This window comes from Alteromonas sp. HB246098 (genome assembly GCF_054890645.1).
Genome location: NZ_JBTZUG010000009.1, coordinates 72,015 through 94,448, shown reverse-complemented (window position 1 = coordinate 94,448; position 22,434 = coordinate 72,015). Strand labels below are relative to the sequence as shown.

Below are 22,434 nucleotides of genomic sequence, written 5' to 3'. Positions count from 1 at the left end.
GTTCAAAGTCTTGTCGAGAGCTTTTTAAAAAAGTTTTCTCAATTAAAGATTATGGAAGAGAGCTATCTCTCTAATAAATATACGCGCTAAAGGAAAGACATGATCCGCACATTGTCCAAAGCCATTATCGGTACTTCATTACTTCTAGGTGCATTACAAACTGCACAAGCAGCAACCCCTGTTATCACCAACACAGCGCCGCAAAGTGCTTTTATTGGAGAGTCATTCTGTTACGACATACCACTAACTAACTCAGGTACCACTGGCTATGGTCCTTATTTGCGTGTTATTCATGATGCCGACTTAACCTTCAATGGTGCGACATTCATAGGAAGCAATAGTGATACCGTTAATGTCGGCACATTCGACCCCATTGCGAACAACAATGAACTTGAAGATCCTATCATCGCTCAAACCGTTAGCGGAACGCAGGGGTACAGTTTTTCAACGGTAGACATACCGGTGGGCTCGGTTGTAACCAATGGCCCTGATCTAACTACAAATGTTTGTTTCACTATCGACAGCAATGCAACGCCAGCGGAAGCGTTTGCTATAGAGGTAACGCCTGTTTATGAATTTGGTGACACAGCAACAGGTGATAACGGCCCAATAGTAGGAACAACGCAAAGTGCGTCGGTTGAGGCTGCCCTCTACCAAGTAACTACGCAAAGCTCTGCTGCGGAAAACGAACTTGCTGCGGGTCCAAGCTTTTCAGCAACCGTTACCCATACAGTAGATGTTGCAAATGGTCCTACGATAGACAACTTACAGTTCACAGATGTTTTAGACAATGGTGTTCAGTACAGCGCGCAGGCTACGATAACTGGTGGAACTGGGTGCGCTATAGATAGCGAACCTTCTACGACCAGTACTGGTGGTACTTTAGATGTTTCATGTGCTTCTGCTACGGGAACAAGTAGCGAAAATGATGTGCGCGTTAGCTACCCCATGCATTTTACTAACGTCCTGAATGCGCAGCAGTGTAGTACGTCAAGTATTGTTCACCCGTTAGATTTTAATGCCAGTTTTAATGGTAATGGGCTTACTCAAGTTTCTAGCAATGATACGGTTTCGGCAAAGCATGTTGCGATTCAGCAACGCGTTAACGCCGCCCAATCAAGCCCTGGCAACACCCTCACTGTTACTAACTCTATTCAAATTTCTGACTATATATCGGTAGATTCTTTAATACTTAACGATACCATTGCCGATGGCGTAGATTTTTCATCAGATATCACGGTTAGCTATGGTGGAAGTACGTTTAACATAACTAGGCCTGCTTCAAGCACTGATTCCAGTCAAAATGAGGCCATCACTTACAACGTTACTAACGCAACAGGCACGCTTCCGGGGGGAAGCGTTTTGACGGTTTCTTACACCGTAGATATTCAGCAAAATTACGTTGGTGGTTACACAGGAGTTGATAGTAATGCCCCTGTCGTAGCTAACGATTCACTGTCGTTTTCTCAAAGTGCTCAATATAACCTAGTGAATGGCGCAGTGAGCTGCTCAGAAGGCTCAAGTGACTCAGTATCTATAGAAGGAATAACCACCACTAAATTCCTCGTAAATTCTGACAATAACACGACTACAGAAGTTCTTGAGTACGCACCGGGTGAAAGCGTGACTTATCGCCTTCACATGAATATCCCATCGGGCGATACAAACGACATTGTTTTCAAAGACTTTTTACCGCTTCCTGTGTTCCTAGTTTCCTCGTCAACAATTAGTACTAGTTCAGATTTTTCGACTAACGCTAATTTCGCTTATGGCCCTGAAAACACAATAACGTCGCTTACACCTACCATCACGCTATCGACCACGGAGAACAGCGTAACGCTAGATTGGGGGGATATTTCAACATCTACGCCTGAAGTGCTAGAAGTTGATTTTACTGTTGAGGTTACCGACGAGCCTTACGCCGACGGTCTAAGGTTAGCTAACTTGTTCCAAGGAACATCAACCAATACACCAGACGCTGTTAGCGCCGATCTTAAATCTGCTGAGATAATAGTTCGTGCACCAGAATTGACCGTTTCACTTACTACTTCTGCAGGAAATGTAGATGCCGGTGATACGGTTCAGTACACCTTAACAGTAACTAACGAAGGTGGTGCTACATCATTTGACACAACCGCCAGTGTTCCACTTGTTGCTGGCGTGGCTTCGCAGAGCCTTGTATCTGCAACGCTTAATGGGAATAGCACAACGTTAGGTAGCGGCTCCTTATCTGCGGGCACCTACAGTGTAGAAAACCTCGCTGCAGGTGATGTTTATGTACTTACCTTCACACAAGATATTGCGCAAACCGCAGAGCCTAATGATGTCATCACGTCCGAAGCGACAATAAATTGGGCATCGGCTTCAGGTCAGACCGTAACCTTTGACCCACAAAAAGATGACGCATCGGTTACCGTTTCTGATATTGCTATCGCGTCTACCATAGTAAGCCCCACGGGGAATGTTGTGGTAGGTGATACCGTACAGTATCGGGTAGACGTCACCCTGCCGGAGGGTACCACGAACGACTTAACGGTAGACATGACGCTTCCTGCTGGTTTTGAATACAGCAATACGTTAACGGTAAATTCAACAGGTTTTGACGGAACCGTAAGCGCCAGCCCCACTGTGACATCGTCGGGAACGGTCGAAAGCGGGCAAACTGTCAAAGCAGTGTTTAACGGCAGTACAACCACCAATAATGATAACGATCCAAGCGATAATACATTTTCAATTACGCTTGAAGCCTTGGTGCAAGATGTCACACAAAATGCCGCTAAAACGTCAACGCAAAGCAAGCAGTTACAGGTAAATGCGGGAACCAACAATACCACCAACAATGCGTCAGCTACGTCAACTAATCAGTTTTCAGAGCATGTATTAAGCGCAACAACAAGCGTGGCGCCTAGCTCTGGCGTAGAAGCAGGTGATACGGTAACTGTAACAATCAACGTTGAAAATACAGGTACAGCTACCGCTTATGATGTCGACGTTGTCAGCAATGTAAATACTGATATTTTCACAAATGTAACTGAAGGAACAACCCCGTCTGGGTTTACGTATGCATTTGAAAATACCCCGGACAGAGTAACCTATTCAGGTTCAGAGCTTGCTGCTGGTGATAGCGTGCAGTTTACTTATACTGCAGAAGTAAAAGCAGGTGTACAAACGGGTTCGTCATTTAATATTAGTGCGCAAGCTACTGGTGATAGCCAAACTGGCGACCAGACCGTTGAGCGTGATTCACAGTCAGAAAGTGCAGATACCACGGCAACCAAAGCCATTTCCGCTAATAACATAACATTAATTGCTTCGTCTGAAGCCTTTACCAATGACACCGGCACACGAGAAGCCGCTATTGGTGAGGTGTTAACCTATTCGTTCACCACTATCGTTCCCGAAGGGCAGACAAAAGAGACCGCTAATCAGGACATTATAGAAGTTATTTTGCCTGCTGGGATGTCTTATCAAACCGGCACCGCCTTAATTCGTGGAACATTTGATACGGGCTTTACGACTGCAAACGGCGTGTCGATTACGGGGGCAGATACAACTATTACCCCTGTTGTCAGTGGTCAGTCTGTTGTCTTCGATTTGGGTGATGTTACAAATAATGACAACGATGCAGGTGATGAAAGTATCACAGTTACACTTAGTGTGCTTACCTTAAACACCAGTAACAATAACCGTACAAATAATAAAACGGTAACAGGTGAAGTAAACTATTTAAATGAAAGCAGCGCTAACCAAAGCAACAATGCTACACAAAATGTTCGTATTGCAGAGCCTAATTTAACAGCAACAAAGGCAGCATCGCCGTCAACCGTTGATGGTGGAAGCGAAGTAACATTCACCGTTACGTTAACAAATACTGCGGGCTCTCGAGTTTCTCGCGCTTACGATTGGTACATCAACGATAACGTACCTGCACGATTTAATACGGTTAGCTTGGTAAGCGCGACGCATTCAAGAGGGGCAGGTATTGACGTTTCAGCCTGTGCAAGCATCAGCGGCAACGAGTTAACGGTTGAGTCTGATAGCTGCGCGGTTAGCGACATTGATTACCTGGAAGCGGGCGAAAGCGTCACCGTTGTGTACACTGCTCAGGTCAATTTTGATATTGCTTTTGAAGAAACCGTAACCAATACCGTTTCAACTTCGGCAACGTCTTTGCCAGGCGCATCAGGTACTGGAAATGCGACGCCAGGCGCAGCCGGTTCAGATACCGGTGAACGTACTGGTAGCGGCGCGAATAACGACTCAGGCCAAAACGTTAACGATATCGCTGATTCTGCTATGGCATCAGTGACCGCCAATGCGCCCACGCTTACGCTAACGACTACTGCAGCCGATGCTGCTATTGGAACTGTGGTTGATTTAACGGCAAGTTTCTCTATACCGACAGGTACAACAGACAACTTTGTTTATACGTTAGATCTTCCTTCAGGCTTAACGTATACCGGCGACGCCATTACCATTACAACACCAGTGTCAGATTTCACCAGCACAAATACACCTAATACCACCCCTGGTGAAGGAACCGACCCAGTAGTATTAGATTTTGGTACCATCACCAACAGCGCTTCAACGTCTCAACAAGTTACCATTGCTGTGCCTGTTGAAGTCGCCAACATCTTAAGTAACCAAGCAGGAACAACGCTAACCAGTACTGGTTCACTTAGTTACCAAGACGTAAGCACGCCAGCACCTTCTGCGAATGTTGACGTGGATGTTATCGAACCGAATTTATCTATTACGCAAACCATCATTGCAGGTGCGACATCAAGTGATAGCGGTGATACGGTAACGTATCGCACAGTGGTAACCAACACGGGGAATACTGCAACCGCGTACGCCGTTACCTTTGAAGATGTGATGCCTGCAGAATTACTTGGAGGGCCTGACGGCAGCGGTTCTGGTGTTACCTTCTCAGCAATAACCCTGACCAACCCAAGTGATGAAGCTGTATTAACAGGCACGAACACAGCACTGACCGCAAGTGATGTTAGTGAGACTACTACGACCAACACTAGCGATACGCTGTCGGTTGCAGCATTCGACCTACCAGCACTTGCAAGCGTTACCGTCGAATACAGCGTTATAATGGCTAACGAAGCAAGCGCTGGTGAAACGCTAACTAATTCAGTTGAAGCAACCTATAACAGTCAGCTAGACGGCAGCGGACGTAGCAGCGCCGATGGTGGAGATGACGACAATAACGCTACGTTAAATAACTACCGTGAAACAGCTAGTAGTAATGTAACGGTAGATAACACACTGGCTATTCAATCTGCACTTAATGCTACACATAGCGATAATGATTTCGCAGTGGGAGAGTCGGTTTCTATTGATGCGCGTATCGATTTAGTAGAAGGCACAATTGACGGTGTTTCTATTGTAAATACACTGCCAGCGGACATTCGCTTTGACAGTATTAGTATTAACAGCCCAGCACAAATTAGCTATGACGGCGCAGCAACCGCTTCGGTGTCTGGCAATGATGTCACGGTTGATTTTGGAACTGTGAGCAACACCGCAGATGGCAATAGCGCAAATGATTACATAACGGTTACGTTTACCGGTGTTGTAGAAAACGAAGTAGGCAACGGGCAGGGTACAACACTTACTAATAGTGTGAATGCATCAGGTGGCGGCGAAAGCGCAGGTCCATCTACTCTCGAGATCGATATCGTTGAGCCAAATTTAGACTCAACAATGACGCTCGATAAAACCTCGGTATCTTTGGAGGATACCTTTACCCTAACTATTGACGTAGGCCACAACTCTAGTTTTGCCGACGCGTTTGAGACCACATTTAACGTATCGGTTCCTAGCGGTCTTACTTATGTAGCAAATAGCTTCATGGGGCAAGGTACGATCGATGATACGTCATCTACGCTACTTGTCGTAGATATGGGCAGTATCACACTGGTCGAAGGCAGCAAACAAGTGACAATGCAGTTCACTGTAGATAGTGATGCCGACGTGGGTAATGCACTTTCAATTGGTTTGACCAATGGTGCTTATAGTTCAATGAGCGGCGACACAGCTGACGAACGTGATTACAGCTTTGCTGATTCTATTAACGTGACAGGTGATATCGCGGCATTTATCGGTGCAGCTCAGTCAGTTGTGCTATCTGATGATGTAAATGGCAACGGATTTATTGATGCTGGTGACACCGTATTAGTCACTGCAACGCTAACTAATGAAAGCGATAGTGCCACAGCCACTGACGTTGTATTTACTCATGGGATTCCTGCAAATACAAACTATGTAGCAGGGTCCGCGACAACGACGAAAGGCACTCTTGATGACAGTGCCGGCATCGCGGTAAATGTTGGGGATATGGCATTTGGTGAATCTGAAACCATTACTTTCGAGTTGCTTGTTGATGCCAATGTAGCAAACAACACGTTAGTCTCACTGCAAGGTAGCGTGGATTCATCTGACACAGTAGCAGAACCAACTGACGCCGATGGTAACGATGTAAACGGCGACCAGGCAAACACCTTCAGAGTGGGCACACCTGCAAGCACAGCAGATTTAGATATTACTCAGTTGGTAAGTCTATCAACCGATGCTGATACTAATGACGTCATTAGCCCTAATGATACGTTAACCGTTACGTATTTACTTGAAAATACGGGTAGCCAAGCGCTATCAAACATTGCCCTAAGTGACGCTATACCCGCAGGTCTTACTTACGTCGCTAATTCGGCGCAGGTAAGCGGTGGACATACGGTTAGTGTAATAGGTGGTTCACTAAGCGCAGATTTTATCACGCTAGCAGCTGGCGCCAGTGAAACGGTTTCTTTTGATGTTACCATCGATTCACCGCTGGTTGATTTCAACGGCAATGCCGCAAACGAAAGCTTCTCGCTACAAGGTGAAGCAACGAGTGACGAAACTGATACTGTCTATGCAGACAATAACCGTGCAGATAGCGATGGTTTCCAGCCGCTCACGTTCAGTGCATCGACAGGCGCGGGCACGCCAGAACTAGAGATTATTCAATACTATGAACTTGTTAACGATGTAGACGGTGATGGGGTTGTTGATCCAGGTGACAGCGTACGCATTTACACCGTGGCAACCAATCAAGGTTCAGCGACTGCAGAAAACGTTTCGTTTACTCAGCCGGTCAATGCAGGCTTAAGCGTAGTAGCTAATACAGCTGTTACCAGCCAAGGCGTTGTAGTAAGCGAAACGCCGTTTGACGTAAACGTGGGCGGAATTGCCCCAAGTGAAACGGTAACCGCTTCTGTGGTGCTAACGCTAGATGCTAATGCAGCTGACAACACCGTATTTTCAGTTCAAGCGCTGTTTAGCGGTGACAACCTCGGTGCCAACCAGTTAAGCGACAACGACAGTAACGCTTCTGATGGCGAGAATGCTCTGCTTATTCCGGTTACTTCGCAAGCGCAAACCGTATCTGCGCCAACCTTTGCCCTTACCGATACCAGTGATGGTGGTACATCTGGTAACAATTTTGTGCAGGGCGAAACACTAACCCTTACACAAACTGTTACTGTACCTAAGGGGACAACAGACGATTTAAGCTTAAGCGTTACCTTACCTGCTAATGTTTCATTGCTCGCAGAGGCGGGGGAACTTGCTCGTATCTTTAATACTGGCCTTTCTTCAGGTGTCAATCCAGCAAGTATTAACAGTGCTGCTAGCGGCACAGCGGTTAACGTGAACGGCAATATTAGTGTGTCTAACAATACGCTAACGCTTGATTTAGGCAGTATTGTAAATAGCGATAATGATGGTGACACTGAAACCTATGTGTTTAGCGTTGAGCTAGACACCAGCGCCCTAGTGCCCAGTGCGGCTACCCAAGATTTAACTATTTCTTCTGCGCTTAGCTACGTTGATGGCGCAGCTCAGCCTCAGTCATTAAATGCTAACGACGTGACGGTAACCTTACTTAACCGTATACCATCAGCGAATGATGATAGTTTCACTGTAGATGAAGATACAACCAGCAATACGTTAGCGGTCCGTAGCAATGATAGCGACGCAGACAGCGGTCAAAGTATCATCATTACCTCTGTAGCTACGCCAAGTAACGGCGGTACGGTAACTACAGATGGCGCGAACTTGATTTATACGCCGGCAGCTGATTTCTTCGGCACCGAAACCGTGCAATACACCCTTACCGATAGCGCAGGCGGTAGCGACACCGCCACAGCAACATTTACGGTAAACAATGTTCAAGATGCGCCTGTAGCACAGGCCGACTCAGCCAATACCACTGAAGACACACAAGTGGTAGTAAATGTCTTGGCAAATGATTCCGATGTGGATGGCGATTCACTGTCTATCACAGCGGCTAATTCTAGCAACGGTGCGGTTTCGTTCGCGGGAAGCAATATCACCTTCACGCCTGCACAAGACTTTAACGGTCCAGCACTTGTGACCTATACGATTTCTGATGGAAATGGGAACAGTGATAGCGCGAATCTAACGGTAGATGTGCAAGCAGATAACGATGCACCGGTTGCCACAAACGACAGTGCGAATACTAACGAAGATAATGACGTAATTATTGATGTGTTAGCTAACGACAGTGACGTAGATGGCGATGCCCTAAGTGTTACTGCGGTGTCGGCAAGCGCTGGTGCGGCCTCCGTAAATTCAAATGGCGATGTTCTTTATACGCCGCCGGCCGATTTCAATGGCCCTGTTACACTTAATTACACGGTTTCTGATGGAAATGGCGGAACCGATTCAGCTTCTGTATCGGTAACGGTTAATGCGGTAAATGACGCGCCAATAGCTAACCCTGATTCAGGGACGGTGAACGAAGACAGCAGCGTAATTATTGATGTTTTGACTAACGATACTGACGTAGATGGCGATGCGTTGTCGATCACCAATGCAGCATCGCCAAATGGTTCAGTAACCTTTAACGGAAATAATATTACCTTTACACCTACGGCCGACTTTAATGGCGCAACAACCGTAACTTATACCATCAGTGATGGTGCAGGTGGTACGGGATCAGGTACGGTGACTATTAATGTTACTAACGTTAACGATGCACCAGTGGCAAGTGATGACACGGCCAGCACGAACGAAGACACGGCGGTAGTTATTAATGTATTGGCTAACGATACCGACATTGATAACGATGCATTAAGCGTTTCAAGTGTATCGGCGACCAATGGTACTGCGGTAGTTAATGGTGACGGCAATGTGGTGTTTACCCCAGCGGCAGATTACAACGGTAGTGCCACAGTAGCCTATACGGTAACAGACGGTAACGGCGGCAGTGACAATGCGTCGGTGTCTGTAGCGATTGCAGCGGTTAACGACAACCCAATCGCTAACCCAGATACCGCAAGTGTCAATGAAGACGAGTCGGTTAGCATTAATGTACTTGCTAACGATACCGATGTTGACGGCGACACCTTAAGTGTGGCGAGCGCCTCTGTTTCAACCGGTAGTGTGCAGGTTGTAGGTAACCAGGTGAACTACACGCCAGACGCTGACTTCAACGGCAGCGCCACTATTACTTACACCATCGAAGATGGTGCTGGCGGCAGCGCCAATTCAACGGTGGCAGTGACGGTTGTAAACGTTAACGATGCCCCCGTTGCGAATAATGATACAGCTAGCGTTGATGAAGACAGCAGCGTTGTGGTTAACGTTATTGCTAACGATACAGATGTAGACAACGATACCCTTGAGTTAACTGCGGTTAATGCTAGTACTGGTACGGCAACCATTAATAGCGATGGTAATCTTTTGTATACGCCGGATGCCGACTATAACGGTGCTGCAACAGTGACGTATACCGTTTCTGATGGAAACAGCGGCTCTGATTCAGCAACAGTGTCAATTACGGTAAACCCAGTAAATGACAATCCGGTGGCTGTGGCAGATACGGCGAGTGTACAGGAAGACGAAACGGTAATTATTAATGCGCTTTCGAACGACAGTGATATTGACGGCGACACGTTGCAACTGTCGGCTGCAAGCAGCAGTCAAGGCACTGCAACTATTACCGGCGATAATACGATTAGCTTTACGCCAAGTGCCGACTTCAACGGTACAGCCACGATAACTTACAGTGTATCGGATGGTGCTGGTGGTAGCGCCTCATCGACAGTCACAGTAACGGTGGCGCCTGTTAACGACGCACCAGTAGCCAATGATGACGCCGGAAGAGTTACCGAAGATTCAAGCACTACGCTTGCTGTATTAGACAATGATACAGATGTTGACAACGATGAATTAAGCGTGACATCTGCTAGCGCATCTGAGGGGACTATTACAGTTAATGCAAATAACAGTGTGACCTATACACCACCTGCTGATTTTGATGGGGCGGCAACCGCCACCTACACTATTTCAGACGGAAATGGCGGTACCGCCACTGCCAGCATTAGCTTTACGGTAGAAGGGGTGAACGATGCTCCTATCGCTTTGGACGACACCGCTGTTGTTGATGAGGACGCTTCAGTAACAGTAGCTGTTCTCGCCAATGACTCTGATATAGATGAAGATGTGCTTTCAGTTTCGGTGGCCTCGTCAGCGCAGGGTAGTGCAGTGATCACGGCAGATAGCCAGGTTACTTTCTCGCCAAATGCTGATTTTAATGGCGAAGCGACAGTGTCATATACGGTAAGCGATGGTAATGGTGCCACTGATACAGCAACGATCACTGTTACCGTTAACCCGGTTAACGATACACCGATAACGGTGGATGATACGGCCACAGTCGAGGAAGATGGCTCTGTTGTTACCGACGTGCTCGCGAATGACTCTGACATTGACGAAGACGTACTGACTATTTCAGACGTAACCGTTGACGAAGGTTCAGTCGCTATTCAAGGTGGGCAAGTAAGCTACACACCAGATGAGAACTTCAATGGTACAGCAACCATTACCTACACAGTTTCTGATGGCAATGGAGCAACGGCAACAGGTACGCTTGTTGTAACGGTTACCGCTGTTAACGATGCACCTACACTTGCTGATTTCACTGCTGCAACGAACCAAAATGAAGCGTTAACTATCGATGTTATCGCCAATGTTGAAGATGTAGATACAGATGATACGCATACTATCGTAAGCGCAACATCTTCAGACGGCACGGTTGAAATTGTTAACGGCAAACTGGTTTATACGCCGTCTGAAGATTATTCCGGTGAAGTAAGCATCGATATTTGTATTCAAGATGCTGAGGGCGAAGAGGCTTGTGCCCGTATTACCGTTACTGTGGTGTATACAAACATTGGTCCAGTCGTTGAAGATCTCGAGTTCACCATTTACGAAGGGGATAGCCTACCCATCACCCTAACGGGTACCGACGCAGACGAAGACGTTTTAACGTTTGAATTGGTGACGTTGCCAACAGGTGAAGTGTTAGGTTCTGCTCCTTCTTTGCTGTACGTTACTCCAGAAGATTACAACGGTACGGTACTGTTCAGCTATAAGGCGAATGACGGTCAAGAAGATTCGAACACTGCCAATATCACAGTGAATGTGATAGCCGTGAACGATGCGCCTGTCGCCGTTGCTGATTTAGCTGAAGCGACAGATCAGAACAGTGTAACTATTGATGTACTAGCAAACGATAGCGATATCGAAGGCGACCTGCTAAGTATCGTTGGTGCAAACTCTGATTTTGGTAGCGTAGAAATTATCGATAATGCATTGGTGTTTACGCCAGGTGAAGGCACTTCAGGAGAGGTACAGGTAGAGTACACCATTGTTGACCCTTCAGGTGCGACATCAACCTCTTATGTGGTGGTGAATGTAGATCGCACGTCTGACCGCAACGATGCAAACCCGAGAGTAATTGCGCCAGCTGATATTGAAGTTGACGCGAACGGATACCTTACGCTTGTAGACTTGGGCGTTGCAACGGCTACCACATCTCGCGGTCAATCATTACCAGTGACCTTATTGAACGGTCAAACCCGCTTTACGCCAGGGCTACATACCGTTTATTGGCAGGCAACTGACGATGAAGGCAATACGACAACGGTTAGTCAGACTATCCGCGTAAACCCTCAAGTGTCATTAAGTGATGATGTGGTTGTAACCGAAGGTGGTGCAGCAAGTTTTGATGTACTGTTAAGCGGCGATGCACCTAGTTACCCAGTAACAGTGAACTACACGGTTTCAGGTACTGCAGATACTAGCGATCACGACCTTATCTCTGGCACTGTCACTATTGAGGGCGGTACACAGGCAACCGTTAAATTCAATATTATCCCCGACTCGATTATCGATGACGGCGAAACGGTAATCGTAACGCTGAACGAGAACGTAAATGTCGGAGAAAAAGCGTCGCAGACCACAACAATTGCAGAAGCACCAGTGGCAGCAGTTGTAGCGCTGTCAGTTGAGCAAGGTAACACGACAACGTTAACTGTTGGCCAAAATGAGGGTCTAGTCGACGTACTAGCGGCCATCAGTCACACCAATCCAGCCGCTGACTTTATCTACGACTGGAGTAATTCATCATCAGAGCTTGCTAATGTTTCAGGTGATGATGGCGTATTTACTTTCGACCCTGCTCTAGTAGCGCCAGGTGTTTATGCGGTTACGCTACTTGTGGCAGACAGTGAAAACCCCACGCTTGTAAGTTCACGCACAATTTATATTGAAGTGGTACAAACCTTACCCGAGCTTACAGGTGCAGACACCGACGGTGACGGCCTGCCAGATAATATTGAAGGCGCAGGTGATGCCGACTTAGACGGTGTGCCAAACTACTTAGATAGCATTGCGCTCTGTTCCCTAGCACCAGAAATTGCAGGTGAAAGCGCGCAATATCTTGTTGAGTCAAACGCTGGTACATGTGTAAGTGCGGGTGAGTACACCCGTGGCACTTCAAATGCTGGCGTATTGCTACTTGCTGATGACAGCGCAGTAACAAGTCGCATTCCGACAGATACGGAAGCTAACAATGTTGGTGGGTTGTTTAACTTCGACGTGGTGAATAGTCAGTCTAATCAAGCACAGTTCGATGTGGTTATTCCACAGCGCAATGCCGTACCAGAAGACGCATTTATGCGTAGCTGGACTGCTGAGCTAGGTTGGTTCGACGTTATTGCAGACGGCGACGCAGTGATTCACTCAGCACCAGGCGCACCAGGTTTCTGCCCTGTCGTTAATAGTAGCGAATGGCAAGAAGGTCTTGTTGCAGGTAGCTGGTGTGTGAAGCTGACGCTTATTGATGGCGGAAGTTACGATGCTGACGCTACAACCAATGGAGCGGTTAGCTTTGTTGGTGGAGTAGGCACATTTGTTAATGGCAATACACTTCCTGACGTTCAAGACGATCAGCTGGCTATTAAGCTTAACGAAGCGGTAGAGGTTGACGTACTGGCTAATGACACAGATGCAGATGGCGATGCACTTACGCTTACCTCAGTATCGGCTGATTTTGGAACGGCGACTATTGTTAATGGATTAGTGTCATACACGCCTCCGGAAGGTTTCGTTGGCACAGTAACGGTTACCTATACCGTGTCAGACGGTATGGGCGGCACGGTAACGGGTACCTTGGCGCTAACCGTTGCTGAGAACAATATCCCTGTTGCAAATGATGACAGCTTTACGTCTGAAGAAGACGAGGCGGTAACCTTGGAGGTGCTGTCTAACGATACCGATGAAGACGGCGATACGTTATCCATTACCGAAGTAACAGCATCTACAGGCACGGTGATATTGTTGCCAAGCGGTGAGTTAAGCTATCAAGCGCCTGCCAACTATAACGGGGTGGTCACTATTGAATACGCCATTTCAGATGGTCATGGTGGTACTGATACAGCGCAGGTAACCTTAACTGTCACTGCGGTGAATGATGCCCCTGTTGCCGTTGATGACACAGCAAGTGTTACCGAAGATGGCAGTGTTACTGTAACCGTACTAACAAACGATAGCGACGTCGACGGCGATGTACTAACGGTAACCATGGCAAGTACTGAGAACGGCAGTGTAGCGGTCAATAACGGCACTACTGTTACCTATACACCTGTTGCCAATGTAAATGGTGAAGCAACATTTACCTACACTATCAGTGATGGCTTCGGTGGTACTGATACCGCGACGGTTACCGTAGTCATCGTTGCTATTAACGACGCACCAGTAGCAAACAACGACCAAGCTAATGTAAGTGAAGACAGCAGTGTCATTATTAATGCACTTGCCAACGATGCTGACATTGACGGCGATACGTTAATCATCACAGATGCAACGGCTAACTCGGGCACGGTAACCATTAGTAGTGATGGAAACATTGTTTACACGCCGCTGCCTAACTTTGTTGGAACGGCGATCATCACCTACACCATTTCAGATGGTAATGGCGGTGTAGCGACTGCACAAATTATGGTGACGGTTGAAAACGTGAATGATGCACCGACCCTTGAAGGTGGAGAAGTATCTACAAATCAAGACACGCCGCTTAGTATTAACGTGTTATCCAATGCAAACGATATCGACGGTGATACGCTCACTATTGCTAGTGCCGAAGCGACTAACGGCACCGTAGAAATCATCAATGGCGTTGGGACATTTACGCCTGCAGATGGTTTCCACGGCACTGCCACCATTACGATGTGTGTGGCTGACCCTTCGGGCGCGCAAGCGTGTGCGACCTATACGGTAACGGTAATCGACACTAACGATGCGCCAACGGTGATGGACTTAACGTTCACAATGGAAGAAGACGCAACACTGCCAATTCGATTACAGGGTAGTGACGCAGACGGCGACGCGCTAACGTACCAGTTGGCAACATCACCAGACGGTGAGCTTGTTGGTCGCTTGCCTAGCGTATTGTATGCACCTGAAGCCGACTTTAGTGGCACAACAAGCTTTACCTATACCGCAAATGATGGTGAGGAAACCTCCAACGTAGGTACCGTAACCATCAACGTGAACCCCGTGAACGATGCGCCGGTTGCCCGTGATGATGAGATAACGTTGGGTAACTACAACCCAGTTGCAATTGATGTACTGGCCAATGACTCTGACGCTGATGGCGATACATTACGCATCATCGGTGCCCGCGTTGAATTAGGCGACGTTTCTTGGGCTGACGATTCACTTACCTATACGCCGCTTGAAGGTTTTGTCGGTGAAATAGTAATTGACTACACCATCACCGACCCTCAAAGCGAAGTTGCTCGTGCGACAGTGATTGTAGATGTTATGCCTGATGACCTGGCCGACCGCCCAGTTATTGAGGTGCCAGAAGACGTGTTTGTAGATGCTAATGCACTATTTACCAAAATCGACCTTGGGGTAGCGTCGGCTGTCGATAAATTTGGCAATCCGTTACCTGTGTCACTAGTTGATGGCCTTATCTTCTACGAGCCGGGTAACAATACGGCATACTGGCAGGCGACCGACGAAGACGGTTTAACCTCTGTGGCGAGCCAAGCTGTTCGCGTACGTCCTTTGGTTTCTATCACTAAAGATCAGGTAGTTCTGGAAGGCCATGAAGTTGAGTTTGGCATTCACTTAAACGGTACGTCACCTGTTTATCCGCTAGAAATACCATACACAGTAAGCGGTACGGCAGATAGCAGCGATCATGACCTGGTTGACGGCGTCATCGTGATAGAATCAGGTAGCGATATAACGGTGAGCTTCAATGTATTCCCTGATGCGGATATTGAAGGTATAGAGACGGTCACAATTGAGCTATCTGATGTGCTTAACATAGGTAATAAGTACATTCACGAAATTACAATTCGCGAAGATAACGTGAATCCTGACGTTGACTTGTTTACCGAGCAGGACGGCGAATCAAGAATACTTGTTGTTCCCACTGGTTCTGACGTATTGGTAAGCTCTACTGTTGACCATCCAGATCCAACGAATGAGTATGAGTTTGTGTGGACATCACTGGATGCGGACATTGCAGATACCGATAGCGTTGATGACACCTTTACCTTTGACCCAAGTGGACTGGAAGTGGGTGTTTACCGAATTCGAGCTACGGTCACAGACGCAGATGACACGGCCTTTACAGACTCGGATACCTTATACATTCAGGTAGTTGATGCGTTACCTACACCAGCTGAGCTTGATAGTGATGGCGACGGGGTGCCAGATGTTGTAGATGGCCTTGCTGATAGTGACAGAGACGGTATTTTGGATTACTTGGATCCAACGCCTGAATGTAATGTGCTTCCACAAGAAGTGACGTTTGTTGACGGTTACATGGTGGAAGGTGACCCAGGCGTATGCTTGCGCCTAGGTAACTTCTCTGTAAGTAGTGAACTCGGCGGCGCTAAAATCATTGATGGCGACATTGCAAGCGACGATGACATTGTTCCTGACCCAGAAGCGACAAATATTGGCGGCATTTTCGATTTCATTGCCTATGGTTTACCTGAAGCGGGTCAAACGCTGAATATTGTTATGCCACAGCTTAAGCCAATACCTGCAAATGCGGTGTACCGTAAGTTCACGCCTGAAAACGGTTGGGTAACCTTTACGGAAAACGCGAACAACCGGTTATGGTCTGTTGAAGGTGAGCCAGGTTATTGCCCACCTCCAGGCGGAGACTATTGGACAGAAGGTCTAACTGAAGGCCATTGGTGTGTGCAGTTGGAAATTCTTGATGGTGGTGTAGATGATGATGACGGTTTAGTTAACGGAACGATTGTCGACCCAGGCGGTGTAGGCGTTCTATTTAATGGCAATAGCCAACCTGTGGCAACTGACGATGCAGTAACTATCATTGTTGATGAGTCTGTAACTATTGAAGCCTTAAGTAACGATGCAGACCCAGATGGCGATGACTTGCGTATTACCTCTGCTACAACCACCTTCGGCACAGCTGTGATAGCGGGGGATACCATTGAATACACGTCTCCACTTGGCTTTATTGGCGAAGTGATTGTTAATTATGGTATTAGTGATGGAAACGGAGGTTCAGACCTGGGTGTAATTACGGTAACCATTATTGGTAATAATCCTCCACAGGCTGTAGACGATACTGTAACGATAGACGTTGACCAATCTGTAACCGTTAACGTGCTTGCCAACGACTTCGACGAAGATGGCGATAGTATTCGTGTTGTAAGTGCCCAGGCATCAATCGGTAGCGTATCTGTTAACCCTGACGATACATTAACCTTTACGCCGCCTGCTGCATTTACGGGCAATGCTGTAGTCACCTATATTATTGAAGATACACAGGGCGGAACGAGCGAGGGTAGACTAACCATTACTGTTCAACCCGTGACCGTTAGAATTGAAAACTCTGGCGGAGGCGGTGGTAGCATGAACGCTGTCCTGCTGATGTTACTGGTATTTGTTATGACATTGCGCCGCTTATTGGCGGCGCAAAGAAAGGGAGTAAAAGCGTGAGCGTAGCTAAGATGAATAGAACTTTTAGGTATGGGATTGTTAGCGCTGTTGCAATGGGAGCAATGTTTTCATTTCCAACCATGGCTCAGCAATCTAATAAAGAAAGGGATGCTTCCCCTTTTTTAGCTAGCAAAACTCAATGCTTAACTAAAGAGGATGTCTCAAAACTTTCTAAAGAATATGAAAAGTGCACGGCTAAACAGTTTTTCATAAGCGGAAGTTGGGGTAGCGCATCAGGAGATTTCAAGGAAAGCGATGTGCAACAAGAAGCCGCAGAGCTGGGCTTTGATGTCTTTGACATAGATATTGATGACACCCGCAGTGCGTGGAAAGCGGTAGTAGGTACCAATATTACCGAAAACAGCTTTATTCAAGTCGGTTATACCGATTTAGGTGATGTATCGGCAGCATTTTCAACTACGACCAATGAGCCATCTCGCTTTTTCAGCGAGACATCGCGTATCCGCCCAACATCAGTAGATGGCTATACATTAAGTGTAGCCTATCAGTTTTTACGTCATGAGGACTGGTTTTTACACGCCCATGTAGGTTTGTACTTTTGGGAGGGTGACTACGATTCGTTAGACGTTTTTGAAGATGAAGCACTACTTCAAGATGTTGATGATGAAGGCACGGATTTGTTCTATGGCATTGGCGCTAATTGGCGTATCCACGATGATTGGGTTGCAACGATTGAGTATGAACGTTACGACTTACAAGATAATACTACAGACCTTTTTTCTATTGGATTAAGTTACTTGTTTTAACACTTACTTATATCAAGACGTAAAAAAGTAATTGAGAGCGGATAAATGGGGGGGGCGTTTAGCCCTCTTTTTTATGTAGTAGACTTTAGGATAATGCATGCTTTCTTCATGATAAGTTGTTATCGTGGCGAGAATTACTGTTCTAATCATGAAAGCTCGCTTTCCAAATTTCTCGGCGCAAGGTAATGCAACAAAATCAATACTCAAAGCCTTCACTTCAAAATTGTGAAGATGAAGCCATTCATTTAATCGAAAGTGTTCAGAGCTTTGGATATGTCATTGCGATAAACCCCGACACTAAAAAAATTCAAGTATTCAGTGAAAATATAAAAGAGCTATTTAAAGTAGATATAGTGGCGGGTGAAACGCCAGTTACGGATTTGATTGACGTACCTTCAGCAGACGCTCCCACGTTTAAAACTATACATAACTCAGTAAAAGGCAGAAGTGTTCGCCACGCCTATCAGTGGAAGTTTGCAAAAAATGCACTTTGGCTAGATAACTGGGAAAAAGAAGGCAGCGGCGTTGCCTTCGACTCTAACGGTTTACTGGTAATAGAGTTAGAACCCACGCCTCAGTTAAGTTATGAAGCGGCCCAGCAATGGGTACCGATGGATGTAGATATTCGCGCTTTGTTACCTAACGTAGATGACAAGGACTCGATTAATGATGTCGCAGATGCGATAGCGAAGGTGTTTAAAGATTATATCGATTTTGATGCAGTGATGGTTTATCAATTTGATGATAGATATTGCGGCGAGGTTATAGGTGAAGCCGCTGAACCAGACTCGCGTTCATTTAAGGGGTTGAAATTTCCCGCATCAGATATTCCCAAACAAGCCCGAGAGCTTTACCTTAAAAACCGTGTTCGCTGTGTATTTGATGTTGAAGAGAAACCTGTACCTCTACAGCCGTCTTTAACTGTGGCTGGACGTCCGTCAATAGATCTTTCAATGTCAATGGTACGTTCGGTATCACCTATCCATATTAATTATCTGAAAAATATGGGCATTCGTTCATCGTTTTCTGTATCCCTCGTGTTTGAAGGGAAGTTGTGGGGGCTGCTTGCTTGCCATAACAATGAACCAAAATATATTGACCAGAAGAAACGATTGGTATGCGAATCACTTGGGCATCTTTATGCTTGGCAAATGCATACCAAAGCGCTTCATACCAAAAAAGAGCAGTTTCAAGCACGTCAGCGCAAGCTGAACAACATTGTGCATCAACTTACTTCCTACTCAAATCCACTTGAGGCTATCTCACACAAAGAAGCCCCTTTGCTGGAGGTTGCTGATGCTTGTGGCATGGCGGTGATTACACCCACGGGTAATTACTTTGTTGGAAAAACCCCTTCAGAGGAAACCTTAACCCGGCTGTTAGGTAAATTTTCCATCAGCGATTCAGAGCAGTCGATAGCCATTAATCGGTTAGCCGACGAGGTTTCTGAAAACTGTTCGCTAAACGGTATACGCGGTATGTACATTTCTTGTGTATCTGCCAAGTTGGGTTACTTTACCGTCTGGTTTCGAGAACAGCGTGATAAGACAATTCGCTGGGCAGGCCGAGACGCGGCTAAAAAAGATATTGGAAAGTCACTAACCCCCCGTAACTCTTTTGATTTATACCTGCAAAGCGTGGCTGATGAATCGGTAGAATGGAGCGAAGATGATAAGCTAATCATTGATGGATTTGACCACTTGTTTATCCCTTATGCTCTCAGTCTAAAAGCCTCTTCTGACCAGCAAATTAGCAAGTTAGAAGAATTGGACAAGGCTAAAGATCAGTTCCTTGCCAGTATTTCACATGAGCTTCGTTCACCGCTTAACTCTATCGTTGGGTGGACAGACTTAGCCCTGATGGATGTGGGGAATGTAGATAGAATGAAAGACGCGCTAGGTGTAATCAAACGCGCTGCGTCTACGCAAGCTGCGTTAATAAACGACATCCTAGATTTATCTCGGATTATTTCGGGAACGATGAAGCTAAGTACCCATTCGTTAAATATTGCCTCGTCTATTTCCGAGGTAGCAAAGTCATTTGAAGCAGGCTTTGCAAGTAAGAACATTCAACTTTCAATAAATTGCGAAGACGAACATACCCAGATATTAGGCGATAATTTACGCATAAAGCAGGTTATAAATAATTTATTAAGCAATGCTCTTAAATTTACGGCAAAAGGCGGTACTGTGCATGTACGTGGTAAAAGAGAGCATTCAAACTACCTATTTCGTGTGAAAGATAACGGGAAAGGTATGACACGCGAACAACTAGCCCATGTGTTTGAGCGCTTTTACCAAGGCAAAGATTCCCACAATAAAATTGGTCTTGGGTTAGGCTTGTCTATTGTAAAAAGCTTGGTTGAAATGCATGGAGGAGAAATTTACGCAGAAAGCGACGGGCCTAATACGGGTACTACGTTCTACGTTACTCTGCCTATCGCACCATTAAGTTTGCACGATGAAATTATCGAAACCAAAAACAGTGAAATCAGTGATTTAACCGAGTCTTTACGGTTAAGTGGTTTACGAATATTGGTGGCGGAAGACGAGCGAGACGCCCGTGACTTTATAAAGCTCTTTTTAGAATCTAATGGTGCTCGCGTAAACGTAGTTAAAAACGGCTTGCTGGCATGGAAAGAGCTGAACGAGATGCCTGAAGCCTTTGATCTACTACTCTCCGATATAGGTATGCCTGAATTGGACGGATTAGGATTGGTAACGAAAATAAGAGCCAGCCAGAACCCAGAGATTGCTAATTTTAATACGATAGCCTTAACGGCTTATGCCTATACATCAGATAGAGTAAAAGCGCTTAAGGCAGGTTTCAATAACTATGTATCTAAGCCTGTTGATGGCGAAGAGTTACTGACTATTTTGGAAATGTATTTACCAGAGACGTCACTTTAACACTTGCTACTTGCACCTGTAAGCCTTATTAGCGGCGAGTTTGCTGATAAGGCTAACGGTGTATCAGGTTATTACTTCACAGCCTTTGAAGTCTGCAATTGTGCTACCTAATAAGCTAGTGATATCTGTACTTCGATTTGAGTGTTTAACTTACCAGCGGCGAAGCAGCTGTTTATAGACACTTTTATCTAAAAGTGACTCGCGGGCCGATAAGCTTTCTTTAGCTGAAAGTGCTGCGCGTGCCTCTTCTAACGATACATATTGCTCACCATCAACATAAAACATGCTGCTATCAGAGGTAGGCTTACCATCTAGCGAGTAAGCTGCCTCTAGTAAGTCAGCGGTTGTAGTTATGTTGCTGTGTCCAATAAAATCAGCTACACCATCGCCATTTACGTCTTTGCTTAGCCACGCTAAGGCGAGAGGCAGATTGAATTCACCGCTATTTTGCAATGTCGATACCGCCTGGTTAAATTTCGCAATAATGCTTTTAGCACTGGCAATATTTTTACTGATAGCTATTTGAAACCCCGTTTTTGCTAAAGGCTTTGATGAAAAGTGCAGGGTTTCTTCGTTATCGTTAGCCAGCAATGTGTTTAGCTCGCGAGCGAGAAGCTGAGTAGTAATTAAGTAAGGTGCTCTATCATCGGCAAGTTGGCGAAAGGCATCAAACGTAGTGGGGTTGCGCGACCATTTTATATCTTTAAGTAGTCTGAAAGAGGGCGTGTTTGCAAAGCGGTTTTCAATCGCAACCCGATTGCCTTTTAAGTGGGGAAAAAGTTTTATGTCTTCTACGTTTGCCTTCTTACTTACCGCATAAAGATAAACAGGTAAGTAAATATCGGATAGAAAATAATTACTGCTGTCTTCGCCCAAATTTACGTAGGCAAACTCACCGTCTAGTTTCCCTGTTAGTACAGAACTGCCTAAAAAAGCTTGTCGCATAACCTGAAGTTGAATATCCAACTCCGCTTTTTCGAACACCTTTTCAAGCAAAGCATTAATTCGAGCAGGCTCACCATCATCACTAATATAAGTTTCAAATGTGGCGGCACCCAAAGTCGTTGTGGCAGCTTGTAAAGGAGAAATGTTAACTAAACAAAGTGCTAGGCTGATGCCTAATAAGGCAAGGCGTCGAGTGAAAAAGGAAAGCGAAAGCGCGCTGAATCTTACCAAAAGTGAACTCCGAACTGCCGTCATGCATTTACTACACTGTAATGCAGTTAGTCACTTAATTCCAATAAACCCGCACTGGTTTAAATTAACAAAATGTAAGCGGCATCAATAGATTGTGCGTAATGCTGACGTCTAGGCAGGCTTTTGTTGAGTAAAGTCATTCGTGACGTTAAGCCAGTTTCATTACCAACTTAACGTCACAAACTTGTTTGGATGAGTGATTGGGT

Annotated in this window: 4 protein-coding genes; 3 read left to right on the top strand and 1 reads right to left on the bottom strand. The window is 46.0% G+C overall.

Features of this window, described 5'->3' with window-relative positions; translation table 11 throughout:
* The first annotated feature begins 99 nt into the window (after nucleotides 1–99).
* From ACYTPF_RS17030 to ACYTPF_RS17020, 3 genes are all read left to right on the top strand, one after another.
* Nucleotides 100–17,355 carry a tandem-95 repeat protein gene (locus ACYTPF_RS17030; RefSeq protein ID WP_461853047.1) on the top strand — a complete coding sequence of 5,752 codons (17,256 nt, stop codon included), beginning with the start codon at nucleotides 100–102 and terminating at the stop codon, nucleotides 17,353–17,355.
* On the top strand, nucleotides 17,352–18,122 hold the full coding sequence (locus tag ACYTPF_RS17025) for an outer membrane beta-barrel protein (protein ID WP_461853046.1): 771 nt from the start codon (nucleotides 17,352–17,354) through the stop codon (nucleotides 18,120–18,122). Before ACYTPF_RS17030 ends, ACYTPF_RS17025 begins: the two co-directional genes overlap by 4 nt.
* 185 nt (nucleotides 18,123–18,307) lie before the next feature.
* Nucleotides 18,308–21,031, top strand: coding sequence for an ATP-binding protein (locus tag ACYTPF_RS17020; RefSeq protein WP_461853045.1), 2,724 nt, complete (start codon nucleotides 18,308–18,310; stop codon nucleotides 21,029–21,031).
* Nucleotides 21,032–21,181: 150 nt separating this feature from the next.
* Here the strand turns inward: ACYTPF_RS17020 and ACYTPF_RS17015 are convergent, their stop codons facing one another.
* Entirely contained in the window at nucleotides 21,182–22,207 is a 1,026-nt protein-coding gene (locus tag ACYTPF_RS17015) for a substrate-binding periplasmic protein (protein WP_461853044.1), read from the bottom strand.
* Between the last annotated feature and the right edge of the window lie 227 nt (nucleotides 22,208–22,434).

Excerpts from the sequence above, each read along its gene's own strand:
- ACYTPF_RS17030 (WP_461853047.1), top strand. The coding sequence starts at position 100 with ATGATCCGCACATTGTCCAAAGCCATTATCGGTACTTCATTACTTCTA.
- ACYTPF_RS17020 (WP_461853045.1), top strand. The coding sequence starts at position 18,308 with ATGCAACAAAATCAATACTCAAAGCCTTCACTTCAAAATTGTGAAGAT.